At 48.8% G+C, this 26,455-nt stretch carries 25 protein-coding genes; 11 read left to right on the top strand and 14 right to left on the bottom strand.

From position 1 onward, the window contains the following. Positions 1 to 147: 147 nt before the first annotated feature. Both BUB81_RS07730 and BUB81_RS07735 read left to right on the top strand, forming a co-directional pair. A complete protein-coding gene (locus BUB81_RS07730) occupies positions 148 to 3,513 on the top strand; it encodes an amidohydrolase family protein (protein ID WP_073320725.1) in 3,366 nt (1,121 codons plus the stop codon). Between the two features lie 406 nt (positions 3,514 to 3,919). Then, positions 3,920 to 4,666: a dienelactone hydrolase family protein gene (locus BUB81_RS07735; RefSeq protein ID WP_073320728.1), complete on the top strand. Its 747-nt coding sequence runs from the start codon at positions 3,920 to 3,922 to the stop codon at positions 4,664 to 4,666. Positions 4,667 to 4,724: 58 nt separating this feature from the next. On the opposite strand, the gene BUB81_RS07740 is transcribed toward BUB81_RS07735, so the two are convergent. From BUB81_RS07740 to BUB81_RS07760, 5 genes are all read right to left on the bottom strand, one after another. After that, positions 4,725 to 5,894 (bottom strand): metallophosphoesterase, encoded by a 1,170-nt coding sequence (locus BUB81_RS07740; RefSeq protein ID WP_073320731.1) that lies wholly within the window; start codon positions 5,892 to 5,894, stop codon positions 4,725 to 4,727. Next, positions 5,887 to 6,465 carry an HAAS signaling domain-containing protein gene (locus tag BUB81_RS07745; RefSeq protein WP_073320734.1) on the bottom strand — a complete coding sequence of 193 codons (579 nt, stop codon included), beginning with the start codon at positions 6,463 to 6,465 and terminating at the stop codon, positions 5,887 to 5,889. Before BUB81_RS07745 ends, BUB81_RS07740 begins: the two co-directional genes overlap by 8 nt. 16 nt (positions 6,466 to 6,481) lie before the next feature. After that, entirely contained in the window at positions 6,482 to 6,826 is a 345-nt protein-coding gene (locus tag BUB81_RS07750; RefSeq protein WP_084526323.1) for a PadR family transcriptional regulator, read from the bottom strand. Positions 6,827 to 7,095: 269 nt separating this feature from the next. Beyond that, a complete protein-coding gene (locus BUB81_RS07755) occupies positions 7,096 to 7,710 on the bottom strand; it encodes an SOUL family heme-binding protein (protein ID WP_073320740.1) in 615 nt (204 codons plus the stop codon). A 209-nt stretch (positions 7,711 to 7,919) separates the two neighbouring features. Then, the gene (locus BUB81_RS07760) at positions 7,920 to 9,464 is read right to left on the bottom strand and encodes a hydroxymethylglutaryl-CoA reductase (RefSeq protein WP_073320743.1); all 1,545 of its coding nucleotides are present in this window, start codon (positions 9,462 to 9,464) and stop codon (positions 7,920 to 7,922) included. Positions 9,465 to 9,758: 294 nt separating this feature from the next. Between BUB81_RS07760 and BUB81_RS07765 the strand changes: the two genes are divergently transcribed. The 5 genes from BUB81_RS07765 to BUB81_RS21925 all read left to right on the top strand — a co-directional run bounded on the left by BUB81_RS07765 (position 9,759) and on the right by BUB81_RS21925 (position 14,888). After that, complete coding sequence (locus tag BUB81_RS07765; RefSeq protein WP_175555782.1) at positions 9,759 to 11,018, top strand: HlyD family secretion protein; 1,260 nt, start codon at positions 9,759 to 9,761, stop codon at positions 11,016 to 11,018. Then, positions 11,015 to 13,186 carry a peptidase domain-containing ABC transporter gene (locus tag BUB81_RS07770; protein WP_073320748.1) on the top strand — a complete coding sequence of 724 codons (2,172 nt, stop codon included), beginning with the start codon at positions 11,015 to 11,017 and terminating at the stop codon, positions 13,184 to 13,186. The genes BUB81_RS07765 and BUB81_RS07770 overlap by 4 nt, the downstream gene beginning before the upstream one ends. After that, on the top strand, positions 13,179 to 13,421 hold the full coding sequence (locus BUB81_RS07775; RefSeq protein WP_073320751.1) for a helix-turn-helix domain-containing protein: 243 nt from the start codon (positions 13,179 to 13,181) through the stop codon (positions 13,419 to 13,421). Before BUB81_RS07770 ends, BUB81_RS07775 begins: the two co-directional genes overlap by 8 nt. Positions 13,422 to 13,572: 151 nt before the next feature. Next, positions 13,573 to 14,637: a hypothetical protein gene (locus BUB81_RS07780; protein ID WP_073320754.1), complete on the top strand. Its 1,065-nt coding sequence runs from the start codon at positions 13,573 to 13,575 to the stop codon at positions 14,635 to 14,637. A 74-nt stretch (positions 14,638 to 14,711) separates the two neighbouring features. Further along, positions 14,712 to 14,888 carry a DUF6435 family protein gene (locus BUB81_RS21925; protein ID WP_139241528.1) on the top strand — a complete coding sequence of 59 codons (177 nt, stop codon included), beginning with the start codon at positions 14,712 to 14,714 and terminating at the stop codon, positions 14,886 to 14,888. Here BUB81_RS21925 and BUB81_RS07785 read toward each other — a convergent pair. The 6 genes from BUB81_RS07785 to priA all read right to left on the bottom strand — a co-directional run bounded on the left by BUB81_RS07785 (position 14,885) and on the right by priA (position 21,012). Next, positions 14,885 to 15,187, bottom strand: coding sequence for a HigA family addiction module antitoxin (locus BUB81_RS07785; protein WP_073320757.1), 303 nt, complete (start codon positions 15,185 to 15,187; stop codon positions 14,885 to 14,887). The genes BUB81_RS21925 and BUB81_RS07785 overlap by 4 nt on opposite strands. After that, positions 15,187 to 15,465: a type II toxin-antitoxin system RelE/ParE family toxin gene (locus tag BUB81_RS07790; RefSeq protein ID WP_073320760.1), complete on the bottom strand. Its 279-nt coding sequence runs from the start codon at positions 15,463 to 15,465 to the stop codon at positions 15,187 to 15,189. Before BUB81_RS07790 ends, BUB81_RS07785 begins: the two co-directional genes overlap by 1 nt. A 528-nt stretch (positions 15,466 to 15,993) precedes the next feature. Beyond that, entirely contained in the window at positions 15,994 to 17,325 is a 1,332-nt protein-coding gene (gene hslU, locus BUB81_RS07795) for an ATP-dependent protease ATPase subunit HslU (protein WP_073320763.1), read from the bottom strand. Positions 17,326 to 17,394: 69 nt separating this feature from the next. Next, complete coding sequence (hslV, locus tag BUB81_RS07800) at positions 17,395 to 17,919, bottom strand: ATP-dependent protease subunit HslV (protein ID WP_073320766.1); 525 nt, start codon at positions 17,917 to 17,919, stop codon at positions 17,395 to 17,397. A gap of 129 nt (positions 17,920 to 18,048) precedes the next feature. Next, positions 18,049 to 18,624, bottom strand: a complete 576-nt coding sequence (locus BUB81_RS07805; RefSeq protein WP_073320769.1) for an SPOR domain-containing protein — start codon at positions 18,622 to 18,624, stop codon at positions 18,049 to 18,051. A 201-nt stretch (positions 18,625 to 18,825) separates the two neighbouring features. Beyond that, positions 18,826 to 21,012 (bottom strand): primosomal protein N', encoded by a 2,187-nt coding sequence (gene priA, locus BUB81_RS07810; RefSeq protein ID WP_073320771.1) that lies wholly within the window; start codon positions 21,010 to 21,012, stop codon positions 18,826 to 18,828. Positions 21,013 to 21,278: 266 nt separating this feature from the next. Here priA and rpmE point away from each other — a divergent pair, with 266 nt between their 5' ends. After that, complete coding sequence (gene rpmE / locus BUB81_RS07815) at positions 21,279 to 21,491, top strand: 50S ribosomal protein L31 (protein ID WP_073320774.1); 213 nt, start codon at positions 21,279 to 21,281, stop codon at positions 21,489 to 21,491. A gap of 322 nt (positions 21,492 to 21,813) precedes the next feature. After that, positions 21,814 to 23,052 (top strand): malic enzyme-like NAD(P)-binding protein, encoded by a 1,239-nt coding sequence (locus tag BUB81_RS07820; protein ID WP_073320777.1) that lies wholly within the window; start codon positions 21,814 to 21,816, stop codon positions 23,050 to 23,052. Between the two features lie 80 nt (positions 23,053 to 23,132). Here the strand turns inward: BUB81_RS07820 and metJ are convergent, their stop codons facing one another. Beyond that, complete coding sequence (gene metJ, locus BUB81_RS07825; protein WP_073320780.1) at positions 23,133 to 23,468, bottom strand: met regulon transcriptional regulator MetJ; 336 nt, start codon at positions 23,466 to 23,468, stop codon at positions 23,133 to 23,135. Positions 23,469 to 23,615: 147 nt separating this feature from the next. On the opposite strand from metJ, the gene metF reads away from it, so the two are divergent. Then, the gene (gene metF, locus BUB81_RS07830; RefSeq protein ID WP_073320783.1) at positions 23,616 to 24,506 is read left to right on the top strand and encodes a methylenetetrahydrofolate reductase; all 891 of its coding nucleotides are present in this window, start codon (positions 23,616 to 23,618) and stop codon (positions 24,504 to 24,506) included. A 78-nt stretch (positions 24,507 to 24,584) separates the two neighbouring features. Continuing rightward, positions 24,585 to 25,472 (top strand): virulence factor BrkB family protein, encoded by an 888-nt coding sequence (locus BUB81_RS07835; protein ID WP_073320787.1) that lies wholly within the window; start codon positions 24,585 to 24,587, stop codon positions 25,470 to 25,472. A gap of 67 nt (positions 25,473 to 25,539) precedes the next feature. Here the strand turns inward: BUB81_RS07835 and BUB81_RS07840 are convergent, their stop codons facing one another. Both BUB81_RS07840 and BUB81_RS07845 read right to left on the bottom strand, forming a co-directional pair. Further along, positions 25,540 to 26,187, bottom strand: a complete 648-nt coding sequence (locus BUB81_RS07840) for a DUF2959 domain-containing protein (protein ID WP_073320790.1) — start codon at positions 26,185 to 26,187, stop codon at positions 25,540 to 25,542. A 16-nt stretch (positions 26,188 to 26,203) separates the two neighbouring features. Next, positions 26,204 to 26,437: a hypothetical protein gene (locus BUB81_RS07845; protein ID WP_073320793.1), complete on the bottom strand. Its 234-nt coding sequence runs from the start codon at positions 26,435 to 26,437 to the stop codon at positions 26,204 to 26,206. Positions 26,438 to 26,455: the final 18 nt, after the last annotated feature.

The following is a 26,455-nucleotide window of genomic DNA, read 5'->3' on the forward strand; positions in this document are numbered from 1 at the left end:
CCGACGAAATTCCCCACATAGCCAAATACATCCCCTATACTGACGTTTGTTGCTAAAAGTAGCCGTCAATCACACCGCTCACGCTCGTCTTTACCTACTGAGAAGTATGATCTGGCGTCTGAACAATTACATCAACAGAGAACAACAATGAATAGCACTCGACAGAACAACAAGGGGTTTCGCCCCCGCAAGTTAGCTTTATCTCTACTCAGCGTTCTAGCTTTACACAGCCCATTGCTGCTGGCTCAGGACGATGATACGCAAACCAGTGAGTCAACCGGATACGATGTGTCTGACTGGGATATCACCAATCCGCCTTTTGCTTTAACCGATGTTAACATCACTACTGATGAGACAACCTGGTCAAGCCTGGATATTGCACCTGACGGTAAATACTTCCTGTTTGATATGTTAGGCGATATCTATCGCGCCGGTATCGACGGTGGCAAAGCCACTGCACTGACAGAAGACTTCGCCTGGAATATTCAGCCAGCCATTTCGCCGGATGGCAGTAAAGTGGCCTTTATCTCTGATCGTGACGGCGTGGCCAATGTCTGGGTGATGAATACCGACGGCACCGAACTCAGACAAGTTACCAAAGAAAAAAACAATATTATTCATTCCCCGAAATGGAGCCCGGACGGCCAGTACATTGTAGTGACCAAGGGCATCATGTCTTCTCGCAGTATTCCTGCCGGTGAGATTTGGATTTACCACCAGGCTGGTGGTGCCGGGCTGCCCATTAAGGAACGCGTAAACGGCAAGCGCGACCAGCAAAACATTGCTGATCCGGTATTTTCACATGACGGAAAGTATATTTACTACACACAAAACACCGTACCGGGCGCCAGATTCGAATACAACCGCGATCCCCTTGAAGGGATTTTCGCCATTACCCGCTTCGATCGCAGCACAGGCGAAGCCAGCCGTTACATTAGCGGCACAGGCGGCGCAGTGGTTCCAACGCCCTCACCCGATGGCAAATACATTGCTTTCCTCCGCCGCGTAAAATACGACACCGCCCTATTTATTAAAGACGTAGAAACCGGTGTGGAAACTATGCTTAGCCGTGAGCTTGAGCGTGATATGCAGGAAGGTTTTGGCTCAGAGGGATATTACACCTATTTTGACTGGACGCCAGACAGCAAGTCTATTGTGTACTGGACCGGTGGTAAGTTTAATAAACTGAATGTGAAGACCCGTGAAACAACTCAGATCCCGGTCAGCGTTAATACTACCAAACAGGTGGCCGACGCTCTGCACTTTGATGTTGATGTCGCGCCAGACGAGTTCGACGTAAAAATGATCCGCTGGTCGCAAAAATCACCCAACGGCAAGTCTATTTTATTCCAGGCCCTGGGCAAGCTTTATGTTAAGGATGTGAAGTCAGGCAAAATGAAGCGTCTGACCCGTCAGGATGATCACGATGAGTTTTACCCGCGCTATTCCGATGACGGTAAATACATTATCTACACCACCTGGAACGACCAGAAATTGGGCAGTGTACGTATCGTGTCTGCACGGGGCGGTAAAGGCAAAGTAATCACACCAACACCTGGTCACTATGTTGAGCCGTCGTTCTCACCGGATGGCGATTGGGTCACTTACCGCAAGTTTACCGGCGGCTATTTACTGGATCCCAAGTATTCCGTTGATCCGGGCTTATACGTGATGAACCTGGATGACAAGAAGCCGGTAAAAGTAAGCGATAGCGGTGTTCAGCCTCACTTTGCAGGTAACACCGACAGGCTGTTCTATACCGAACGAGTTTCAGGAACGCCCTATTCAGAAACCCAGCTATCCAGCGTAAACCTGCAGGGTAACGACCATCGCGTGCACCTGTACGGTGCCGACAAAGTCGCGGAGTACAGATTGTCGCCAGACAGGAAATACGTCGCGTTTGTGTATCAGTTCAATACGTATGTCACGCCTTTCGTCGACAATGGCAAAAAAGTCACGATTGGACCAAACATGACTTCTATGCCGGTTACCCAACTGTCTGATCGAGCTGGTGAATATCTGACATGGCGGGCCGACAGCAAGTCTTTGGGCTGGTTCCATGGCCCTTATTACTTCGAGCGCGAGCTTAGTGATGCGTTCACCTTTGCGGGTAACACCAGTGAAGATGCGTTGCCGGAGCCGGTGTCAGAAGGGGTGGATTTGAGCTTTAAAGCCACTACCGACAAACCAATGGGCTACAAAGCACTGATTGGCGGAACCGTCGTGACTATGCGCGATGCTGACAATACCCAGGAAGTCATTGAAGACGGCGTGGTGTTGATATTAGACAACCGCATTGCTGCTGTCGGTAAACGCGGCGAGATAGACATTCCTAGTGACGCAATGCGTATTGATACGTCAGGCAAAACCATCTTACCGGGTCTGGTAGATGCGCATGCCCACGGTGCCCAGGGACGTAGCGAAATCATCCCGAGACAAAACTGGACCCAGTATTCAAATCTGTCGTTTGGTGTCACCACCATTCACGATCCGTCTAACGACACTACCGAAATTTTTGCTGCATCTGAATTGCAGCGCACCGGCAATATTGTTGCGCCGCGTATCTATTCTACCGGGACCATTTTGTACGGTGCAGAGGGACTGGGTTATAAAGCTATTATCAACAATTACGATGATGCCTTCTTCCACGTTCAACGTTTGAAAGACACTGGCGCCATCTCGGTGAAAAGCTACAACCAGCCTCGCCGCGATCAACGTCAACAAGTGTTATGGGCAGCGAAGCAGCAGGATATGATGGTTGTGCCGGAAGGTGGTGGTAAGTTCCACCAAAACCTGACAATGCTTGTTGATGGTCACACTGGCCTTGAGCACAGTTTGCCAGTTGCGCATGGTTATAGCGATTTAACCCAATTGTGGTCGGCCACGCAGTTTGGTTATACGCCAACATTTGTGGTGTCGTATGGCGGCCTGATGGGCGAAGAATACTGGTACGATCGCACCGAAGTCTGGAAGAACGAACGCTTACTGCGTTATACGCCTGCAACGATGCTGGACCGCCGTGCTATTCGCCGTCCAACCGCACCAGATGATCAGTACAATCACGTAAATGTTGCGGCCTATGCGAAGACCCTGCGCGATAAGGGCGTGAGGGTTAACATTGGTGCTCACGGACAGCGTGAAGGTCTGGCTGCTCACTGGGAAATGTGGAGCATGGTTCAAGGTGGTTTCACCCCTTGGGAAGCGCTGCGCGGCGCTACCATCGACGGTGCCACTCACCTGGGCATGGGCAAAGACCTGGGCAGTATCGAACCAGGTAAACTGGCTGATATTATGATCACCGACGGCAACGTACTGAACGATATCCGCCGCAGTGAATATCTCACCTATACGGTTATCAACGGCCGGGTGTTCGACGTTGCCACCATGAACGAATTGGGTAGCAAGAAAACCCGTAAACCTTTCTTCTTCGAAGCAGACAACCAGGCATTTATGCCTGAACAAACTGCAACGGAAATGGAAGAAAAAGCCCATCATTTACACTGGACGCACTAAGTTCGGATAGTCCCAAAGCCCGCCGGTTAACACGGCGGGCTTTTTAATGCCTAGGCTATAGGGGCTGTTGACCTTTGCTGTATCATTTTTGTTCTATATAGAAGCGTTTTAATCGCGAAACAGGCCTACAGGCATAGTCATTCTACGTCAAAGGACTGTGACAAAGAGTAAAACGCTTCTATGACGAACCCGAAGGGCAGCGTCCGGTGACCGGCCAGTGTGCGTTATTTATGCTGCGTTATCGCCCACTTAAGTAAAGCAACTACACTACGTGGACTCTGCCTTGCCTAAATGACGCACAACTCGCTGCAAAAACATACAGCAAAGGTCAATAGCCCCTAGTATTTTCAATTAATTCAGCGAATAATCTTAGGCTAATTTGATAAGCCCAATAGATGAATTCAACATGCAAATCATTCAGCACACAGAAGATTTGAGCACCGCAACCGGCACAATGCGTTGCTATGTTTACCGTCCCGCTACTGAAGGCCAATACGCAACCATTGTATTTTACTCAGAGATATTTCAGCACACCGCGCCCATTGCGCGTTCGGCTGCAATGATGGCCTGCCATGGCTTTGTAGTGATCGTGCCTGAAGTGTTCCACGAACTAAACGCCATTGGCACTGTGCTGGGCTACGATGACGAAGGTAAAGACAAAGGCAATAACGACAAGTGGCAAAAGCCACTGACCAGTTATGACTCCGACCTGACTTCAATTGTGGAGTATTGCCAGAGTGCAGATTTTTGCACCGGCGCAGTAGGTGCCATGGGCGTCTGTTTAGGTGGTCATCTGGCTTATCGAGCGGCACTTAACCCGGCTGTTTCAGCAGCCTATTGCTTATATGCGACAGACATTCACAGCGATACCCTGCCCGCCAGCCCGGAAGAACAAAGTCTTGCCAGCATGGCCGAGATACAGGGTGAGGTGTTTTTTGTGTGGGGAAAACAAGATCCCCACGTGCCGGCCGAAGGGCGTCTGAAAATTTATCAGCAATGTATGGAAACTGGTTTGAATTATCACTGGCAGGAAGTTAACGCCGTGCACGCGTTCATGCGTGATGAGGGGGAACGCTATGACGGTGCCCTGGCATTACAGATGTACCAACAGGCGGTGCAGTTCTTCCAGCGCACATTGGTAACCGGTAGATAGTATCGAGCAAGCATAAATAGCTTCTGAAGCAACTCCGCTTCCGAGGCTCTGCTTTCACTTAAAACAGGTGTTTTTCTCCATCATCCGTCAGGCGGTAAAATTGACCATCCTGAATCAGTAATCCTTCTGACGACTTGTTAGGGAAGCTACTTCTGTAATCATTCGGGTGCTTCACATCGATGGCGAATAGGCGATTATCGAACAGACTGTTTACGCTAAATTGTATGGTATGCCCAACAATCATCGACCTGGCATTATAGAAAGCCAGGACAGTTTCAAATTCATCATCGGTAACTTCCTCGCGTAAGTATCCTCTGAACCAGGCAGGTCCCGTTTCAGTAGACAGCAGGCTTTCCGTTTTTTCATCAGTCAATCCGGGATAATACATTTGCCGGTAGTAGTCGCGAACTCGCTGATTCATGGCGTTTATGCTCCACTGATGTTTCACTACATCAGGGTGCAAACCGCCGTGAACAAACAAATGACCATTGATCATTTCGACCGTATTTTTTGCCGCTAGCCACCGTCCCCAGAATGTATCTTCAGTAAATAGCTCTGCGGATGACTTACCCAGAAATCCCGCGATGGGCGTGTACTTTTCTGCAGCTGACTGCATGTTGCCCTGCAGGTTTTTAATTTCGTGGTTGCCCAGAATATAGTGCACGCGACCACCCGCTAACAACGCTTGTTGTTCCAGCTTGTAGATAAACCACAACAACTGTGTAACGGCTTGCCCGCGATCTACAATGTCGCCCAACAGCACCAAATGCCCCTGACCAAATTGCCAGTCGTAGTGTTGGTTTACTACTCCGTGGGCCAGAAGAAATTCCCGAAACGTATGGAAGTTACCTTCCAGGTCGGAGATAGCCAGAATAGGTTCATTGTCGTTATAAATAGCCGGCTGAATTTGACCTGGTTGGTTCAGTAAAAAGGAAAAGGTCGAGTCATCCCGAGCAAAATACACGTCGGCCGTTACTGCGTTACCTAACGGGTAATAATCAGATTCAACGGTAAAGCCTTCGTCGCGAGAGCCGCGAATATATTTCACTGCCATTTGGTTGTTCTCGAAGAACACAAACGGACCTTCTCCTCCCATTTTATAAGCCTGTGGCGCATCACCTAAATTAACAGAACCGTGTTCTGAGACAACAATACCCAAGCCAATAACAAGCAGCACAACTGACACGAGTAAGAAGTGGCCAACGGCGCGAACGACCGATTTAAACATAATGTGGCTCAGCTTTGGTTTGGCGAATAAAGCCCAGTACTTTGTGCGTTGTAAGCATAATGATATAGCCCACTATCAGCGCCACAGGCGTTATCCAAAAGCCCCGTAACGTATCGGGCTGTTCTGAATTTATCGGATGTTGCATCAACCCAATAACCACCGTATTGCCATCAGCAGACGACCAGATAGCCACACCATTAGGGACCAACAAATTCACAAAGGCCAACGCAAACAACGCCAGGCCGAAGCCAAAACCAAACACCGCCAGACTGTAATAAAAAGTGCGGGATAGCCCTTTGCGCACAGTTGCAATTGCACTTAGCCCTTCTGGCGGTGGAGTGCCGCTTCGCACATGACTGACATACTGTGCAGCCAATTCTCTTGGCGGCCCTAACCGCGCCAGGATCCGGGTAACATCGGCTTCCTGCCCAGCCATTTCCTGGCTATCGATGACATCAAAAATATGAGATTCAATTTCTCTAACGACTTCACCGGCTTCCTCATCGCTCAGCGGCGCTAAATACCGGTTTAGCGACGTTAAATACGTTCTGATGACGTTACGCTCAGACATATACCTGTTCCTTTTTTTATTTAGTCAGAAGGCTACTGAGATCAGCAACCGTTTTAACCCAGCGCTGTTTCAAAAATTCGAGTTTTTGCTTACCAGCGTCGGTCAGCGAGTAATATTTCCGCGGGCGCTGTTCCCCTTCCTGTAACCAACAGGCTGTGAGAATGCCTTCTCGCTTTAGTCTGTCCAGTAACGGATACAAGGTACCCTCTGTAATTTGTAACGTGTCAAACTGTTGGAAGTAATTCAGCAACTCCAACCCATACTTTTGCTGACCTTCCAGCGCGGCGAGTACAGCTAGCTCAAGCGTTCCTTTGCGCAACTGCGCATCCCACTTGGCATGCTGTTGTGATGTATCTGACATCGACATTAACCTGTATAACCTAATACTATGCAATACATAGTATTAGGTTATAGCAACCAATTAATTGATCTTCAACCGTATTATGTTTCAGGATATGTTTTGGGAACGGAAAGGATAGTTAATGCAGATCAGCAAGACTATGAAAGATGACCGACAGACCGCGACATTAGGTACCTTGTAGAAGTTATCGATATCGTTGGCATGAGCGAGTGTCCAGACACCCCGGGCGAATGTTGCCTTCGGCTAACTACCTAGGCATATTCTGAGGGCTATTCAATGGGAATAATGATTTCGTGACGTTTATTCCACGGCAACGTGAACGGAGAATCATAGCCCAGATAACTGGTATTGCCGACTATCTTGATACCGTTTTCACGAACCACCTGTATCAGTGCCTCAGCGTAGCGTTGTCTTTTTGACTGTGACGCTAATCCAGAAAAACGGATAGCCGCCACTTTGCGCTTTGGCACCTCTACCAGAGACACGCCATCGCCAGTCGGCAAAGGCGCGTTAGTCATATCATATTGGTTTGGGAGGAAAAACATCATCTCGCCACCGGGTACCATTTCAACTGGCGCGGTCATCGCGATTTTCGTGCTTTTCTGTTCCTTCTGACGCGACTCAGTAGGCGAGGTCATGGCAATGTCTTCGTTAGACCTGTTAGCGCCGGAAATATAGTTAAACAGCTTTCTGAACGGCTCTGACTGCCCGTCTCCGGAAGCGGTAACCGCTACACTTGCAGGATAAACACGTATTTCCACATTTTCGGCTAATGTAGATTCTACTGAATATCGCAGTGTTTCCGTCTCTTTGTAGTAGACCTTGTCGGCAAAAGATGGTGCCGACAAAGACAGCGAAATAATTAACCAGAACAGTAATTTCATTTACATTTCCAATGTTGCGCTACTACACGCATTACGCTTGGAACAGATATTGAGATTACTTTACAGCCTGACCAGCTGTTTTAGAACGCAGCGAAATGCTCACCGCGTGGGACGTTATTTCCCCCCCACCGTAGAGTCGCCCGGTTATTTTTGAGTCACTAAAATAACCGGGGAGAACTTCGCTGCTTGCTGGTGCATTTGCAGTATGTTTAGCGGTTACGCCCGTATTGTTCGTGAGACGACACCCAGTCGGAACTGGAAATGGCTGAGGCCAGTGAAATTTCACCCGCCAATGCCACTGCGCCTACGATTTCGGCAAACTTCTGTACTTTGTCACGTCCGTAACAATCCATTAGCTCCAGGCATTCTTTCTGTGTACCTATACCAGTTCCGCCGCCGTAGGTCGCTACAATCAGTGACGGAATGGTTAACGATATATACAGATCGCCGTCGTCGGTTAATTCAGAGTACATGATCCCCGCCGACGACTCCGACACGTTTGCGACGTCCTGGCCAGTGGCAATAAACATGGCAGTAATGCCATTGGGTGAGTGCAAGCCGGTGTTGTTTACACCGGAAAGGAAAGACCCCACTGCAGACACGCGACCGTGATAATCAATCTGTTTAGGATCAACACGCATGACTGAAAGTAAGTGCTCACGTTTAATTGTTGCTTCGGCAATAACCCGCTTGCCGCGTGTGCGCATGATGTTTATTTGCGAGGCTTTTTTATCGGTTGCGAAATTAGACTCCAGATAGAAGTTCTCGATACCTTCATAATGATCCAAAATCCAGCCACACGCAGCAAAGGTTGCTCTGCCAACCATGTTCTGCCCTGCCGCATCACCAGTTCGGTAGTTGAAACGCAGGAAGGCGAATTTGTTCGACAGGAAGCTGTCGATATAAGTAAGTTTAGCAACCGAGGAGGTGGCTTCGGCCTCTTCGCGGATTTTGCCGATATTCTCGTTAACCCACTTCACAAAATCCCGTGCGCCACGTGCATCAGAGAATACGAAAACAGGCGCACGCTGCATGGCATCATCCACCACCGTCGATTTAATTCCACCACTCATATTGAGAAGCTTCATACCGCGATTGTATGACGCCACCAGCGTCCCTTCGGTTGTGGCAAGCGGAACCAGGAACTCTCCCTTGGCATATTCACCGTCTATTTTCACCGGCCCGGCCACACCGATAGGCACCTGAGCAACACCAATGAAATGTTCGATGTTACCTTTCAGCGTTTGCGGGTCGATAGAGTACTTACCAACATGATCAATTTTGCCGCCGCAGTGATTTTCAAAAAACCGCTGACGTTTACCAATAATGTCCTCGCCATAGTCATCATGCGAATCTCGCGGAATGTGGCGATTCGACGTATCCGGTGCAGAGATATTGTCTTCCACGGTAAATTTCAGCTTACCAAATGGTGAGGCTTTAAATGCCAGTTCAATTTTATGTTTTTCAGGGCTTACCGGCAGCTTTACATCTAAAAACACAGTGATGGCCTGTTTGAGCGCGAATGGAACATCGCCCGACTCATTGAGCTCGTCGAACGACATAATTTGCTCAGGTCCCACCTGAAAAGTGATGGATTCTGCCGGGATAGCTTTCCCGTCGATGGAAATACCATCAACGCGATTTAACACCGCATCTTTTAATCGGTTCTTAAGCATGAACTGCAAACCATCTTCGGTTTGGGTCAGGCTGCCGTGAGTGTAAAGCTGGCGAAGTAGGATACTTGGTATAAACATAAAACTTCCTTGGCAAGTTACTGCTTGTCATTTTTTATTGGGTATCTTCATACAATAGCCAGTCGTTCACGGTTTGTACAAGTGAATTCTGTATTCATTTACTGCACTTTGATGTATCGCAATACGCATATTTACCTTTTAATTTGATGTGAAAAATTGGGACATCAATATCAATTTTGGGACGTCGCTATATAGCCGTCCCCTCCCCATTCCGCACCGGCCCTGGCCTGCAGGCAGTCGTTAATGTTTCGCCATACCGTTAACACAACATTCAATGCAGGGAGCCACCGCGTAATGCAAGCAAACACACTTTTTAGACACCAGGTGCTGGAAGCGCAGCAACAACGAATAAATGGGCAGGTATTACTTCGGCCTCGAGTGTCTTTTGTTGTGATTACCATTGCCTTGTTTGTGTGGTTGACCGCTGTTGTGAGCTGGTTGGTGTCTGGGAATTACACCTATACCCAATCGGTATCGGGCTGGCTGGAGCCGCCCGCAGGCGTAACGCATGTATACAGCCCGCAACCGGGTACTATCATTGATGAGATTCTGGTAGCAGAAAATACAGTCGTTGAGGCCGGCACTCCCCTTATTCGTTTGCGGCGCGACACCGTATTCAGCCATAACCTTAACGCAGGCTTGCTGCAAACCCAGGAAATCAAACACCAAATCGAACGATTACACAGTCAACGTACAATCACTGAACAAAACTACCAGCAGCGTCTTAAACAGTTAACTGCCTCGCTACAAACCTTGGTAGACGACCAGCACCAGCTGCAAAAAATGAAAACACTGCAATCCCAAAAACTGGCTTTAGCAGCACGTCAGCGGGATGCGATGCAAGCCTTGGTATCGCAACATCACGCCAGTGAATATCAGTTTAGTGAAGTGCAAAGCCAATGGTTCAATGAGCACTATCAGCATGAACAACTCTCCAGAGAGTTGCTAAAGAATGCGGCAGAGCAACAGTCCCTGCGATTTGAACGCTCGACAACCCGACAGCAACAAGCCCTTGCGTTATTAGAAATAGACAATCAACTCAGTGAACAACAAAGCCGCCTAAACCAGCATTTGAGTAGCCAGGATATTCTGGTTGTCGCGCCAGCTAAGGGCAGAGTCTCGCAATTACAAGTTAAAAAAGGGCAATCCACCCAGTCTGCCATCCCTCTGCTGTCTTTGATGCCCGAGCATGCAACGGTCGAAGCCAGGCTATTAATACCGGTATCTGCGGCTGGCTTTGTTGAGCCCGGACAAACGCTACAGGTGCGGTACGACGCTTTTCCTTACACCCAATTTGGTACCCATGACGCGGTGATCACCACGTTGTCTTCCCATTTATTGTTGCCTCAGGAAATTGCACAAACCCCCTTTCAGGCTGAACAGCCCGTCTATCTGGCGACGGCGACACTATCGAGCAACCATATTCAGTTTGCCAGCAACGAGGTCGCGCTTCGCGCCGGCATGACCTTCGCGGCAGAAATTCAGATCCGCGAGCGCAATTTGCTGCAGTGGTTATTTGAACCACTCTATGCGCTGCATGGGGGTGTCCTATGAACGCGTCTGTTACCTCTGTTTCTTCAACACTTCAGTTGCCCTGGCGCCGTAAGGTGCCGCACATCATGCAAGCTCAACACAGTGAGTGTGGCATTGCGTGTCTGGCGATGGTGGCCTCTTTTTATGGCCTGAAAGTGGATTTGCATCGCTTACGTGGCGCGGGGTTGGTGTCTGAGCAAGGCGCGAATTTAAAACAACTTACCGAATACGCGGCCATGCTGTCGCTCAACAGCCGGGCAGTGAAACTCGAACCTGAACATTTAGGCGAACTCAAACTGCCCGCCATATTGCATTGGGACATGCAACACTTCGTGGTACTTAGTCGGGTTTCAAAACGCGAAATCACCATTAATGACCCCGCCATTGGTGAGCGTAAGCTCAGTTGGGGCGAGTTTAACCAACACTTCACCGGGATTGCCCTTGAATTACAACCTGCCAACACCTTTGAAAAAGCCGATGTGCGCAGCAAAGTGTCACTTGCCGGATTGTGGGCCCATATTACAGGGCTAAAACGCTCATTGTGTCTGATGTTTGGCCTCTCGTTGTTACTACAGTGTTTCGCCCTCGCCAGCCCCTATTACATGCAGTTGATCATTGACGATGTGATCTTAAATCAGGACACCCAGTTGCTGAACGTCCTATTCGTTGGCTTTCTGCTATTACTGGCAGTAGAAACCCTGACTAACTTTATCCGCCAGAACGTGGGTCTGCATCTGACAAGCCATCTGGCCCAGCAATTGTCGGTGAATGTCTTTACCCATTTACTGAAGCTGCCCTTTAGCTATTTTGCCAGCCGCCATATTGGCGATTTAGTAACGCGCTTCGGCGCTCTGCACGAGATTAGAAGATTCATAAGCGAAGGTATCGTCAGTCTGGTACTGGATTCACTGATCGTACTTTGCACGTTAGTGCTGATGGCCATTTACAGTGTAAAGCTGATGCTGATAGTGCTGGGCTTCTCTGTGTTATTTACGTTGTTGAGGATGGTGATATTCCGCCCTCTGCAGGTCCTGCAACAGGAAAAACAAGTCTGTGATGGCAAGGAAAGCACGCACTTTATTGAGACGGTGCGCGGTATTCAATCTGTTCGCATGTTGCGCCTGGAGGGGTTTCGTCTGCAAGGCTGGCAACATTTACTTACCGATTGCCTGAATCGCGATATTCGCATCAAGCGCTGGGATATGGGCTTCAACGCCGCGCAACTCTTTCTGTTTGGTCTGGAAAACCTGCTGGTTGTGTACTTCGCCGCCCAACTTGTGCTGGTTCAAGCGCTCAGCGTGGGGATGCTCTACGCCTTCATTAGCTACAAAGGCCGCTTTAACAATGCGATTAACACGCTGGTGTCGCAACTTATTCAGTGGCGACTACTGCGTGTACATTTAGAGCGCCTTGCAGACATTGTTCATACCCCAGCTAAGCTGGAGTCGCTAAGTACAGCATCACCGCAGAATAACTCGCTTGCGCCTGCCCACAAGGTCGAACTGCGCGACTTTAGCTTTGCTTACACTGGCGGGCATCCGGTTTTAAAAGGGCTGTCGCTTACCATTCATCCCGGTGAACTGGTGGTTATCACCGGTCACAGCGGAAACGGAAAATCGACGCTCGTGAAATGCCTGACGGGGTTATACGAGGCCACTAGCGGTCAGCTATTAATCGACAATTTACCCCTCGACAACCGACATCCTCAGCAGCGTATCAGTGCCGTGATGCAAGATGACATCTGTTTGTCTGGCACCCTTATCGACAATATCTGTGGTTTTCAGGCCGATATCGATATGAACCGGCTGGTGCAATGCTGTCAGTTAGCCTGTCTTCATACCACCATCATGCAGCTTCCCATGCAGTACTTCAGCTTACTGCACGAAGGTGGCAGTAACCTCAGCGGCGGCCAGCGACAACGCCTATACCTAGCCCGCGCGCTATACCAAAACCCGGCCTTATTGATATTGGACGAGGCCAGCAGCCACTTAGACATTGAATGCGAAAAAGCCATCAATACTAATCTTGCCCGGCTATCGATGACCCGCATTGTGATAGCTCATCGCCAGGAAACTATTGCCATGGCCCAACGACGATTTCACCTACAGGATGGATGCCTGACCGAGGTACCCGTTAGCTTCCGTGCTGATCTACCCCCAAAACCAAGCCAAGGAGAACACTATGCTTGATCAAGAGTTATTCACTAACGACCAACTCGAAGCACTGTCGAAACGCGAACTGCAAGTCGCCCGGAAAATTATTGAAGGGTTGCCGAATAAAACCATTGCTACACAGCTGTTTATTAGCGAACGAACCGTGAAGTTCCACTGCGCTAACATTTACCGCAAACTGTGTATTCGCAATCGCGCCGCGCTGATGGCCAGATACTTTCGGTTTATCTACGCACAGGCGCCGGCAGCATGAGAGGAAAAAGAGTGAGGCGATTACCTCGGTGATCGCCCATTCTTTATTGCTTTAACCACTAAAGTAACAATATGTGCTGACTGGTCCTTACCAAAGTAAACCTTTATGATGTTGCGTGATTCATTTCATTCAACCATGACAGGGACAGGTTGTGAGAGCATTTTATATTGTTGGTACAGCAATCGTTATTGCTGCTGTTTGCGCATATTTTTTTATGGCGGGCCAGCCACAATCCAGTTTGCCGACTGAAACGGAATTGGAAACTGTCAACGCTGATAGCACTACCGTAGGCAACTCAGACGCACTAAGTACGTCCAGTGATGTAACTGCTGACTCTATTGTAACGAATGCTGATCAAGCCGAAACAACGATGTATCAGCCTGACACTAACCGAGCCGATAGCGGCAAAAACATTGACGACGACTGGTGTATTGCCAATACGGAACTTGCGGACAGTGACTTCCAGCTTGCTCAGGAGCAAAAGCGTGAATGGGATTTAGCCCGGGGTGACATCAGCCTTGTCGTTGTGAAAGCCAATCCCGACGCCCCTAATGCGGACTACATTCAACCTTACATAGAGCTTAGCAAGGACGATCTTATCGCCCATGCTAAAAATGACGACAAATACGCCTTACTTGTGCTTGCGCAACGTCCTGACATTGATTCGAAAGACCGGGAACGAGCAGCGAAACAACTGGTTATTCTGGGTCAGACTTCACAGCCGCTTTCACTTTTAATTATCCACGAAATTTCTCAGGCGCAGGTTGCATATCAAAAGGAAAACGCCGTGGTGCCCGAAGTCAAAAAGCATGTCGCCAATACACTGAGCTATGTGAAATACGGCCTGACCAGAAAAGACCCGACTGCACTACTTACCTACCTGTTATTTGTTAAACAACATCACGAAGGTCAGTTTGTCTTTGACCCGGAATCGGTGCTGAGCGACGAAGAGTTATCGCGAATTGATTCCCACACGCAAAAACTGACAGACATGCTCGACAGTCGACGTGCGAAACGGTATTTGCCGCCCATTCAGGATGTGGAAATACCCGCCATTGCATATCACGATTACGACTATGAACTAGCTCGCGCACATCATTTATACGATACCTACTTAACTAACAGCCGAACTATCAAAGCGCTATACCCGGAAGCAACTGAACGCTCTCCTTGTGTTGAGACAATTCTTTCTCATGTAGGCAGTGCTGCCAAATAACCTGAGCCAGTACACTAATCCAATTCGCGAGCGGCACGTATAGCTATACATTATCCGGCTTAAAGAGACTTCCCATGTTTGGCTTATTCAAAAAAGATCCAACTAAAAAAATGCGTGCAGAATACAACAAGCTGTTGGAACAAGGCATGCACGCTCAGCGCAATGGCGACATGCGTTTATACGCAGAAATTACCGCGAAGGCTGAAGCCTTGTGGAGCGACATTGAAGCGTTGGAGAAACAACAAAACTAACTGGATACCGTTACCGATTTATAGGGTGAAACATTGAGAGAATCTTTTTGCATGCGCGCCAGCCACAAGTCATGAGCGCTTTGCAGTCGAAGCCAATGGTCGGCAGACGGCTTACCAAATACCAGCTCTAATCTTACCGCCATTTCAGGTGTTATCACCCCTTTCGCATTCAGTACTTTTGAAACAGTTTTACGGCTGACATTTAAATGCTGAGCGACATCGGTTACTGTCAATCCAAGTGTTTCAACAACCAGCTCTCTTAATATCTCACCTGGGTGCGCAGGATTGTATAGTGCCATTAGTGATAATCCTCATAGTTAACCACTTCCACATCATGCCCGATAAAACGATAAGTGACGCGCCAGTTTCCACTTACACGAACAGACCATACGTCTGCCCGGTTACCCTTTAATTTATGCATATACAAGCCAGGCAGATCCATATCATCTGGACAACGAGCCTGATCGAGATTCGATAGAATCAACCTTAACTTTGCCTTATGCTGATATTGAATTCCGCCGGTCGAGCCATTTTTGTAAAACCGAGCCAAACCTTTATGAACAAAACTTCTAATCACGACAAAGTGTAACCCATAAGGTTACATTTTACTAAACATACAACGCGTAGCGCGTTGAAAAATTGGCTGAGCATCTGTTTAACCAACGGGATATCTCCTACAAAATTCGGCATCTCCTTTTGTGTTACACGCTAGCAGCCCTGATAAATCTGAAAACTGCACATTAGATCTGAATTTTCGCCCAACTTTTAGGGGCTGTTGACCTTTGCTGTATGTTTTTGCAGCGAGTTGTGCATCATTTAGGCAATGCAGAGTCCACGTAGTGTAGTTGTTCTACATAAGTGGGCGATAACGCAGCATAAATGACGCACAAACGCTGCCCTTCGGGTTCGTCATAGAAGCGTTTTACTCTTTGTCACAGGCCTTTGACGTAGAATGACTATGCCTGTAGGCCTGTTTCGCGATTAAAACGCTTCTATATAGAACAAAAATGATACAGTAAAGGTCAACAGCCCCTAGTTACTCGCATGTTATTAGGCACAAAAAAGGCGACCTCTCCGGGTCGCCTTTGGTATTTCTTTTGAGCCCTTACAAGATAAAGCGGCTCAGGTCTTCGTTGTCTACCAGCGCATCCAGGTGCGCATTAACGTACTCGGCATCAATGCTGTAGGTCTCACCTTGCTTTTCTGAGGCATCGTAGGAAATGTCTTCCATCAAACGCTCCAGCACCGTATGCAAACGGCGTGCACCAATATTTTCAGTTTTTTCGTTTACCTGCCAGGCAGCCTCGGCAATACGCTGAATACCGCTATCGGTGAACTCTACCGTCACGCCTTCGGTTTTCATTAACTCAACATATTGCTCGGTTAGAGACGCATTTGGCTCAGTAAGAATGCGCTTAAAGTCTTCTACTTTCAGTGCAGATAGCTCAACGCGGATCGGTAAACGGCCTTGTAACTCTGGAATCAAGTCCGACGGCTTGCTCATTTGGAATGCGCCCGACGCAATAAACAAAATATGGTCGGTTTTAATCATGCCGTGTTTAGTCGATACCGTAGAACCTTCCACTAATGGCAACAGGTCGCGTTGCACACCTTCACGAGAGACATCGGCTGAACTGGTGCCTTCGCGCTTACAAATCTTGTCGATCTCATCCACAAACACAATGCCGTGTTGCTCAACCGCTTCCAGCGCTTTGGCTTTAAGATCTTCTTTGTTAACCAGGCGTGCGGCTTCTTCTTCCACCAGCACTTTCATGGCGTCGCGAATACGCATTTTCTTTTTTTTCTTCTGCGAACCCGCAGAAAGATTTTCAAACATGCCTTGCAGCTGATTGGTCATTTCTTCCATGCCCGGAGGGGCCATGATTTCAACGCCAATTTGCTGTTGCGACACATCGATTTCAATCTCTTTGTCGTCCAGTGTTCCTTCACGCAACTTCTTGCGGAAAGACTGACGGGTGCCGCGATCTTCGGTGCGCTCTTTCTCGCCCCAGGCATTTTCCGGCGGCGGGATCAGGATATCCAGAATACGCTCTTCGGCGGCTTCTTCTGCGCGGAAACGCACTTTTTCCATTTCGCGCTCTTTGGTCATTTTCACTGCGATATCAGCCAAATCGCGGATGATAGACTCAACTTCCTTACCCACATAGCCCACTTCGGTGAACTTAGTCGCTTCCACTTTAATAAATGGTGCATTCGCGAGTTTAGCCAAACGACGGGCAATTTCAGTTTTACCTACCCCGGTTGGACCAATCATCAGAATATTTTTTGGTGTCACTTCCTGACGCAGCTCCTGAGGCAGCTGCATGCGACGCCAGCGATTTCGCAGCGCGATGGCCACGGCACGCTTAGCGCCTTGCTGACCAATAATGTGTCTGTCGAGTTCGTGAACAATTTCTCTTGGAGTCATTTCAGACATAGCAAACCCTTTTTACGTAAGCTGGCTTCGCCAGCCGGGCAATCGGTTGGAACACGACTGCCGAAAAAATTAATAATCCAGTACTTCAACCGTTTGGTTGTGGTTGGTAAACACACAAATGTCTGCGGCAATTGTCAGACTCTGTTCAGCGATATCTTTGGCGCTTAACTCAGTGTTGTTTAATAAGGCTGTTGCTGCGGCCTGGGCATAGTTTCCGCCTGAGCCTATGGCAATGAGATCCTGCTCTGGCTGCACCACATCACCGTTGCCGGTAATAATTAACGAGGCGGTCTCATCGGCAACTGCAAGTAATGCTTCCAGTTTGCGCAACATGCGATCAGTACGCCAGTCTTTGGCCAGCTCAACCGCGGCTTTGGTTAAATGCCCCTGGTGCATCTCTAATTTTGCCTCAAAGCGTTCAAATAAGGTAAACGCATCGGCTGTGCCGCCTGCAAAGCCGGCCAGTACTTTATTCTGATACAGGCGACGCACTTTTCTGGCGTTGCCTTTCATAACGGTGTTGCCCAGCGACACCTGACCATCTCCGGCCATTACTACCTGGTTGTCCCGACGGACAGATACAATCGTAGTCACATTCACTCCACTGTGGTGGTTATGGCACTGTCAGCGTCAAAAGACAGACAATGCATGAACAATGAATAGGGAAATGGGGGGGGATGAAGGAAATTCAAGGGCCGTTGCACACAACGGCCCGAAAAGAGATCAGAAGTTCCAGTACCAGATTTGGCAGGTGGTAATATTCACTTTACGCAGTGCGTGCTTAGCACGCTCGGCGTCGCGTTTGGCATCATATGGCCCCAGTATCACCCGGAACCACTCGCCATTGTCACCGTCACTTCGGCGTATCTGCGCTTCCAGCCCCTGAAAGGCAATTTTTGCGCGCATTTCTTCAGCCTGAGCCCGGGTTTTAAATGAGGCACACTGCATTAAATAGCGCTTATCCGATTTCTCTTGCTCTGCGACATCGACTTCAACTTCATAACCAGGCAGCGTCTTAATGTATTCCCACTCTTCCTGTGGCAATCCAGGCAGTTCATCTTCAACCGCTACCGGCTTTTTCGCCATGGGTTGGGCACCGTCTGGTTCCACGTTATCCTTAATAGACCACAGGAAGTAGGCAAACCCTACCAGCAAAGCCACGACCACAGCTACCGCAATCCAAGACACCGTTTTTACCGGTGCTTTGGGGGCATTACTGCGTGCTGTGCCTGACGCCTTTTTGTTTTTTTGTTTTTTCTGTGGTGCGCGGCCACGAGAAACATAATCGCGTTGAGACATAATGCTTTTTTAATTATCCATCATGCGACACTGTTGTGATTCGCATTTGCTGCTAAAAACCAAATTTCTGATGAGCTACATTCTCAATGAGCTGACCAGTGTAGCGCGCTTGATCAAAAAAAGCTGCCCAAGATTTACCCGTAATCGCAATTTGTGTCGCAGGCCTTTAAATACGGAGCGTAAAGTGGACGTTCCGCGTGATTAACTGAAGTCTACCGGGTCAATATCCAGGCTCCAGCGTACCCGTGTCGCTAACGGTAAACTCTGTACCTGTCGAAGGGTACTGGCGATCCAGTTGTGTAAAGCGGCGCGCTGCGAGCATTGAAGCAGTAACATAAACCGAAACCGCCCTTGTCGCTTTTCTATTAAACACGGCAGCGGGCCGGCTATGTAACCACCAAACTGGTGACTGTGATCGCTAAAGGCCTGTTTCACCTGTTGCAAGAACGTATGCACCTGTTGCGCAGCATTCGCTTCGGCCCGGATCACAGCCTGAGCACTGTAAGGTGGCAAGTTGGCCATTTTACGCTCGTGCAGGGCATGGCGGGCAAAGTGCGCAAACCCGTTGTGAATGAGCTCCTGTAACAGCGGGTGACCCGGATTATCGGTTTGAATATACATTTCACCGGGTTTGGTGGCGCGCCCGGCGCGGCCAGCTAACTGCGTGATCAACTGAGCAAATTTTTCCGGCGCTCGAAAGTCGGCGGAAAACAGCGCGCCATCGCAATCCAGCACCACCACCAGCGTAACATGAGGAAAGTGATGCCCCTTTGAAAGAATTTGTGTGCCAATTAACAATTGGTATTTTCGCGCATTGATTTCATCTAAACGCGTTACCAACGCGTCTTTGCCTCTAACGGCATCACTGTCTATGCGCACTTGTTTAATATCGGGAAACAACTCTCCCAGCCCCTGTTCGAGCTGTTCGGTACCTAATCCCGACGTTTGCAGAGACGTACTGTGACAGGCACTGCATTGGTTTGGCATGCGTTTGCTTGCGCCACAGTGATGACACTGCAGGCGCCCCTGTGACTTGTGATAAGTAAACGGGCGTTCACAGCTTTTACAATCTACGGTTTGCCCGCAGTGATGGCATAACACCGCCGGCGCATAACCCCGACGATTCAAAAACACCAGTACCTGGTTACCTTGCTGCAGGTGACTACGCATGACACTGAGTAAACCCGGAGCAATACCCGCCTGTAGTGGTTGGTCACGTGAGTCCAGCACCTTTAACTGAGTATGACTGGCGCCCCCCGCTCGTTCACTGAGTTGTAAGTGAGTGTAACGTTTGGCCAGCGCATTATTGAGGCTTTCCAAAGATGGTGTTGCGCTGCCGAGCAATAAGGGAACGTTCTCAGTCTGGGCGCGTTTCACCGCTAAATCTCTGGCGTGATACCGCAACCCATCCTGCTGCTTAAAAGACTCATCGTGCTCTTCGTCAACGATGATCATGCCGGGACGCACCATGGGCGTAAAAATCGCCGAGCGCGTACCGATAACAATGCCCAATTCGCCTCTGCGGGACTGTTGCCATACCTGCAGCCGCGCCAGGTCGGACATTTGTGAGTGCAACACGCCTACCTTAATACCGAAGCGTCGCTCAAAGCGCCCGACAGTTTGTGGCGTTAACCCTATCTCGGGCACCAGAATCAATACCTGTCGATTGGCCTTCAACACTGGGGCGATGACTTGTAAATACACTTCCGTTTTACCGCTGCCGGTAACCCCCTCAAGCAAAAAGGTCCGAAATTCAGTGCCGTTTTGATTCACACCCGCAATCGCAACAGCCTGTTCGGTTGAGGCGACAGGTGTCGTCTCTTGTAATGTGTACGACGCCCAGTCTGTCTGGATTTCCTGCTTAATTCGTACCGTTTGTATCAGGGCTTTTTCTGATAATGCTTTAATCACAGCGGGTGAAAATCGCTGTTTAATTTCACCCTCTTCTACCGGCTCGTCAGCTAACGATGCCAGACACAACTGCTGCTTTTTCCCGCGTACCAGTGACTGTTCAAGTGCGTCTTGTCCGGCTTCAGTGAGGGTAAAGGCGTCCAGTTTGTCGGTCAGCGGCATGCCTTTTCGCAACCGCACGGGCATCAGGGTCGACCAGACTTCACCAATGGGGTGGTGGTAATATTTAGCCAGCCAGTTAGCCAGTGTGATCAGTGTCGGATCAAACAGCGGCACTTCATCGAGTACCTCAATGACTGACTTTAACGTCAAACCGGTATCTTCGGTTTGCGTTTCAATGTTACCTATTACTACACCAATCAGCGTTCGGTTTCCAAACGGCACTTTTACCCGCACACCGGTTGCAACAGGTGTGTCATGGAGATAACTGAACGATTGCTTGAGCGGCACAGGCACCGCGACATCAACAACTGGCATGGGTAACGATCTGACTTTATATGCTAAGGTTGAAAATATACCGATTGAGCAGGATAACACTAATCGAAGATCTTGCCGATGCAATTACGTGGATATCAATGCAAAGTGAATGGTAGTACACGATAAAAACCTTGATTGATTAATCGACATCCAGTAATATGCGCCGCTCTTAAAAACCGAGCGATTATCGCTTGTACTGAATTTAGCAACGTATGGTGTTCAGCTTCGGGCTGGATAGCGATACGGCCTTTTTTTGAGGTAACCCAATGAAACAAGATATCCACCCTAAATACGAAGAAATTACTGCGAACTGTTCTTGTGGCAACGAGATCAAAGTACGTTCTACTCTGGGTAAAGACATCAACCTGGACGTATGTTCAGCTTGTCACCCTTTCTACACTGGTAAGCAACGTAACGTTGACACCGGTGGTCGTGTTGATCGCTTCAAGAAGCGTTTCGGTGCACTGGGCAAAAAATAAGTCCGGTAAGTTTCAGAAAAAAGCGCCTTTACGGCGCTTTTTTTGTATCTGCTCGCCGTAAATATACCGCTCACCCGCCACTATCGATACATCAAATAAATAGTATTTACAAAATAGATAAACACAAAAAATAGTGAGTATAGTATTCTGTATTTGGCAGTAACTCATCGGACACGTTATTTTAACGGTGTGTAAGCGAAATTGTTTGTATACCATAGCGATTTCACTGTGTTAAAGTTTGCCAACAATAACAATAATAAACTAGCGACTGACGGTCACCTTCATAAAGGTGCTAAAACTAGCATTACAGGATATTTACAGAATGTCAGATTTTCGCCAACGTGCCCTCGATTATCATGCCTACCCTACGCCGGGCAAAATTCGCGTAGAACTGTCTAAACCCGCCGACAGTGTTGATGACCTCGCCCTGGCCTACAGCCCAGGCGTGGCAGAGCCTTGTCGCGAAATCGCAGAAGATCCTAACGCCGCTTATACCTATACCGGTAAAGGCAACATGGTTGCCGTTATCAGTAACGGTACCGCTATTCTTGGTTTGGGTAATTTAGGTCCACTTGCATCAAAACCGGTGATGGAAGGTAAAGCGCTGTTGTTTAAACGCTTCGCCGGACTGGACTCGATAGACATTGAAGTAAAACACCGCACGACGGAAGAATTCATCAATACGGTTGCCAACATTGCCGACACGTTTGGCGGTATCAACCTGGAAGATATCAAAGCACCAGAGTGTTTTGAAATTGAACAGGAGCTGATCAAGCGCTGTAAAATCCCGGTATTCCACGACGACCAGCACGGCACAGCCATTGTTACCGCGGCCGGGATGCTGAATGCGCTCGAAGTGCAAGGCAAGACCATTGAAGACGCCAAAATCGTGTGTATGGGTGCCGGCGCGGCGGCTGTAGCCTGTATGGAACTGTTAATTAAGTGTGGCGCCCAGCGCGAGCGCATTTATATGCTCGACAGAAAAGGGGTGATCCACACACGTCGTGACGACTTAACACCACACAAGATGCTGTTTGCGAACAATACCGACAAGCGCACCCTTGAGGATGTGATGGAAGGCGCAGACATTTTTGTCGGTGTATCCGGCCCGGATCTGCTTCCACCAGAAGCCCTTGCACTGATGGCACCTAACCCCATTGTATTTGCCTGTTCAAACCCGGATCCCGAGATCAAGCCTGAAGTGGCACTGGCTACTCGCTCAGATATCATCATGGCAACGGGTCGTTCTGATTATCCCAATCAGGTTAACAACGTGTTGTGCTTCCCGTTTATTTTCCGCGGAGCACTGGATGTTCGGGCGACGGCCATTAACGATGAAATGAAAGTGGCTGCCGTTGAAGCGTTACGGGCTATCTCCAAAGAACCCGTACCAGAGGTTGTACTGAAGGCCAGTAAATCGGATTCGTTGTCGTTTGGTAAAGATTACATTATTCCAAAACCCATGGACCCGCGCTTGTGCGCGCGCATAGCGAAAGCGGTAGCACAAGCAGCAATTGATTCAGGCGTTGCGCGTTTAGACGTGGTACCTGAATACAAATAGCGAGTTAGCAGCTCTCAACACTAAAAACGCCTCAGATGAGGCGTTTTTTGTTTGTGTTCACGCTAAATGGATTAAGCGCGTTATTCTTCCTCGCTGTCCTCACCTTCCTCGGCATCGGGATCCAGGCCCATTTCCAGCATTATACGCCGCGCTTCGCCAGGAATACGGTTGGGGTTATCTTTGCGTAGATCTTCATCATCCGGTAACGGCTGCCCGGTAAAGGCATGCAGGAATGCCTCGCACAACAGCTCCGAGTTAGTTGCATGGCGCAGATTATTAATCTGGCGTCGGGTCCGTTCATCCGTCAGCACTTTCAGTACATTGATGGGAATCGAAACAGTGACCTTTTTAACCTGTTCACTTTTTTTACCGTGTTCTGCGTACGGGTGAATGTACTTTCCGTCCCACTTTGCCATTATTAATTCCAGCTAATGATTATTTATTATGTTGAGAAATTCTAAACAAACCACAGAAAAGGTCAATTGAGCAGTGTAAACCGCTTGACGTCTAGACATATATTCTTTAGTTTAGACGTCTAAACGTCCAGTTGAGAATAATAGATCATGGTGTCATACGCACAAGGGGTCGATGCCCTAAACCAATCGCTGTCAGAACTACGTGACATAGACGTGTCATTTGAATTCTTTCCGCCGAAAACAGAGTCGATGGAAAAGACCCTGTGGAAGTCTGTTGAGCGTTTGGCGCCATTAAACCCGTCTTACATGTCGGTGACCTACGGTGCTAACAGTGGCGAGCGTGATCGTACTCATGACATTGTAAAGCGCATTCAACAACAAACGGGTGTAACCGCGGCACCGCACTTAACGTGCGTTGACGCCACCAAAGACGAACTGAAGCAGATTGCTAAAGATTACTGGGATTCTGGTATTCGCCGCATCGTAGCCCTGCGTGGTGACCTGCCACAGGGCGTTGAAAAAACCGATATGTATGCGTCTGATCTGGTTGCCCTGCTGAAAGACGTGGCAGATTTCGATATCTCTGTTGCGGCCTATCCGGAAAAACACCCTGAAGCACCAAACGCTCAGTTCGACCTGTTGAATCTGAAACGCAAAGCGGAAGCCGGCGCGACAGAAGCAATTACACAGTTTTTCTTTGACGCGAGCGTATACCTGAGATTCCGCGATCGTGCCGCTGCGGCAGGTATCGACCTGGATATCGTTCCGGGCATATTGCCGGTCACAAATTATCAGACCCTGGTGAAGTTTGCAGGCTTCACGAACGTACACGTACCCGGTTACCTGCACAAAATGTTCGAAGGGCTGGACGATGACGATCAGACCACTCGTAACCTGTTAGGCGCCAACATTGCCATGGATATGGTAAAAGTACTGGCCAAAGAAGGCGTGAAGCACTTCCACTTCTACACCCTGAACCGCAGCGAATTGAGCTACGCTATTTGCCACATGCTGGGTGTACGTGCCAACGGGAATTAAACGCCCGTATCACAAATTATTTGATGAACCGCAAGGACGCGGTAGACTATGCTTTTTTAGCATAGGCAAGGAATTGTTGTGGAAAAGCCTGATTGGCAACAGCTAAGGGAAACCTGGCAACCAAAACTACTGCACTTTGGCACCATTTTCGTTACCCGGTGCCGTACCGACAACATCGCCATCTCGGCAGGCCACTTAGCCTACGTTACCCTGTTATCTTTGGTCCCCTTCATCATGGTATTTTTTACCATTTTGTCTGCCTTCCCCGCGTTCGACAAAGTCCGTAGCAAGCTTGAACAGTTTATCTTCAGCAACTTTGTGCCTACCGCCAGTGACGTGGTGCATCGGTACATCGGCGACTTTGTAGGTAATGCCTCACAAATGGGCGCGGTGGGTATTCTGTCGTTATTAGTGGTGGCCCTGCTGCTTATTTCCAACGTAGACAAAACCCTGAACCGCATTTGGCGTACCCAAAGCGACCGTCCGCTTATTTACACCTTTGCGATTTACTGGATGGTGATTACACTGGGCCCGCTGCTCATGGGAGCCAGTGTGTTAATGACGTCTTACCTAACAGGTCTGGCTGAGTTCGCTGAAGAGTATACGCCGGGACTTGGCACATTCATGTTAGAGCTGGTACCCAGTTTTACGGCACTCGCTGCGTTTATCATTTTATACATGCTGGTGCCTAATCGGCGGGTTCCCGCTAAACACGCACTCGGCGGCGCTGTTCTCGCCACCATGCTGTTCGAGTTCAGTAAAAAGGGCTTTGCGCTGTATGTCACCAGCTTCCCATCATATCAGGTTATATACGGCGCGCTGGCTGCGCTGCCTATCCTGTTTTTATGGGTGTACTTGTCATGGATAGTGGTATTGGTTGGCGCAGAATTCACCTGTTCACTGGCTGATGCCTCGGAAACAGAAAAAGGCACCACGGAAGAACCCCGGGATTTACCGACCAAGTAAACACCAAACCGCAACGCATACAAAAAAGGTCAGCATTTGCTGACCTTTTTGTTATACATGCAACGAATTATCCTGCCATGTCGGCAATAAACGCATTCGACTGAGAAATAGCCGTTTGCATATCTTTAAGCAGGCTTTTCACGTCTTTTTCGATAGTACCTAACTCACCCTGAAGCGCACCAATAGCACTGGCATTCAGGTTGTGCTTTAAGAATAGAACGTTGTCTTGCAGCGTAGACAGCACAGGTTGCATGCTGCTTTCAACACGACGCATTGCCCGTACCATTTTGTTGTACTTCAAGCGCGTTTCTGACAGCTTTTGTTGACTGGTGCGTTTCAGGCTCGCGTTTGAATACTGTTCCAGTTCGGTTTCCCATTCATCAAACAACGCTTCTGCAACGCTTTCAATTTTATCGATGCGATTAGTTACATCGTCGGCCGCTTTTTTACTGGCTTCGTACTTATCGCTTAATGCTTCGTATGCTTCCTCAAGTTCACCGCCATCAAATTGCAGTAACGCAGAGAACTCTTCCAGTGCAGACGTGAATTGCTCTTCGGCTTCTTGCTGTGAATCTCTGGCGTCCTCTACGCGGTCAACCAGGATTTCACGCTTTTCTACGCCGACTTTCTCCCAGGCTGCATAATAAGCGCTCTGGCAGCCAGAAAGACTAACCGATAAAGCCAGGGTCATTGCTACGGGGATTAAGCTTCGCATGGATCACCTTTTCCGGTTAGGCTGGGCTTCTGAACTTCGCCGCATCAATGATTGACCACAGGTGGAAAATCGCACCTACCACCCACATAAAAATAAGAATGATGGTGGCCGACAGCGCATAGCTGACCGCACAGATAATAAAGAACATCAACGCCGCCATAATACGGCCTTGAACTAATTGACCCAAACCTGGAATAAAGAAGCTACAAATTGCAGCGATAACGTTACCGCCTGAACCTTGACCAGCCATGAAATTACCTCAAAACAA

It is taken from the genome of Marisediminitalea aggregata (assembly GCF_900129565.1).
Lineage (GTDB): Bacteria > Pseudomonadota > Gammaproteobacteria > Enterobacterales > Alteromonadaceae > Alteromonas > Alteromonas aggregata.

What these genes read in the sequence shown, in the direction of transcription:
- priA (WP_073320771.1), bottom strand. Translation starts at nt 21,012, where the DNA reads ATGCCAGTTGTTGATGTCGCGGTGCCTGTGCCGCTCAAGCAATCGTTC.
- BUB81_RS07785 (WP_073320757.1), bottom strand. Translation starts at nt 15,187, where the DNA reads ATGGCACTATACAATCCTGCGCACCCAGGTGAGATATTAAGAGAGCTG.
- BUB81_RS07820 (WP_073320777.1), top strand. Translation starts at nt 21,814, where the DNA reads ATGTCAGATTTTCGCCAACGTGCCCTCGATTATCATGCCTACCCTACG.
- BUB81_RS07845 (WP_073320793.1), bottom strand. Translation starts at nt 26,437, where the DNA reads ATGGCTGGTCAAGGTTCAGGCGGTAACGTTATCGCTGCAATTTGTAGC.
- BUB81_RS07765 (WP_175555782.1), top strand. Translation starts at nt 9,759, where the DNA reads ATGCAAGCAAACACACTTTTTAGACACCAGGTGCTGGAAGCGCAGCAA.
- BUB81_RS07840 (WP_073320790.1), bottom strand. Translation starts at nt 26,187, where the DNA reads ATGCGAAGCTTAATCCCCGTAGCAATGACCCTGGCTTTATCGGTTAGT.
- BUB81_RS07740 (WP_073320731.1), bottom strand. Translation starts at nt 5,894, where the DNA reads ATGTTTAAATCGGTCGTTCGCGCCGTTGGCCACTTCTTACTCGTGTCA.
- BUB81_RS07730 (WP_073320725.1), top strand. Translation starts at nt 148, where the DNA reads ATGAATAGCACTCGACAGAACAACAAGGGGTTTCGCCCCCGCAAGTTA.
- BUB81_RS07760 (WP_073320743.1), bottom strand. Translation starts at nt 9,464, where the DNA reads ATGTTTATACCAAGTATCCTACTTCGCCAGCTTTACACTCACGGCAGC.
- BUB81_RS07775 (WP_073320751.1), top strand. Translation starts at nt 13,179, where the DNA reads ATGCTTGATCAAGAGTTATTCACTAACGACCAACTCGAAGCACTGTCG.
- BUB81_RS07735 (WP_073320728.1), top strand. Translation starts at nt 3,920, where the DNA reads ATGCAAATCATTCAGCACACAGAAGATTTGAGCACCGCAACCGGCACA.
- BUB81_RS07805 (WP_073320769.1), bottom strand. Translation starts at nt 18,624, where the DNA reads ATGTCTCAACGCGATTATGTTTCTCGTGGCCGCGCACCACAGAAAAAA.
- BUB81_RS07750 (WP_084526323.1), bottom strand. Translation starts at nt 6,826, where the DNA reads ATGTCAGATACATCACAACAGCATGCCAAGTGGGATGCGCAGTTGCGC.
- BUB81_RS07745 (WP_073320734.1), bottom strand. Translation starts at nt 6,465, where the DNA reads ATGTCTGAGCGTAACGTCATCAGAACGTATTTAACGTCGCTAAACCGG.
- BUB81_RS07770 (WP_073320748.1), top strand. Translation starts at nt 11,015, where the DNA reads ATGAACGCGTCTGTTACCTCTGTTTCTTCAACACTTCAGTTGCCCTGG.
- hslU (WP_073320763.1), bottom strand. Translation starts at nt 17,325, where the DNA reads ATGTCTGAAATGACTCCAAGAGAAATTGTTCACGAACTCGACAGACAC.
- metF (WP_073320783.1), top strand. Translation starts at nt 23,616, where the DNA reads ATGGTGTCATACGCACAAGGGGTCGATGCCCTAAACCAATCGCTGTCA.
- rpmE (WP_073320774.1), top strand. Translation starts at nt 21,279, where the DNA reads ATGAAACAAGATATCCACCCTAAATACGAAGAAATTACTGCGAACTGT.
- BUB81_RS07755 (WP_073320740.1), bottom strand. Translation starts at nt 7,710, where the DNA reads ATGAAATTACTGTTCTGGTTAATTATTTCGCTGTCTTTGTCGGCACCA.
- BUB81_RS21925 (WP_139241528.1), top strand. Translation starts at nt 14,712, where the DNA reads ATGTTTGGCTTATTCAAAAAAGATCCAACTAAAAAAATGCGTGCAGAA.
- metJ (WP_073320780.1), bottom strand. Translation starts at nt 23,468, where the DNA reads ATGGCAAAGTGGGACGGAAAGTACATTCACCCGTACGCAGAACACGGT.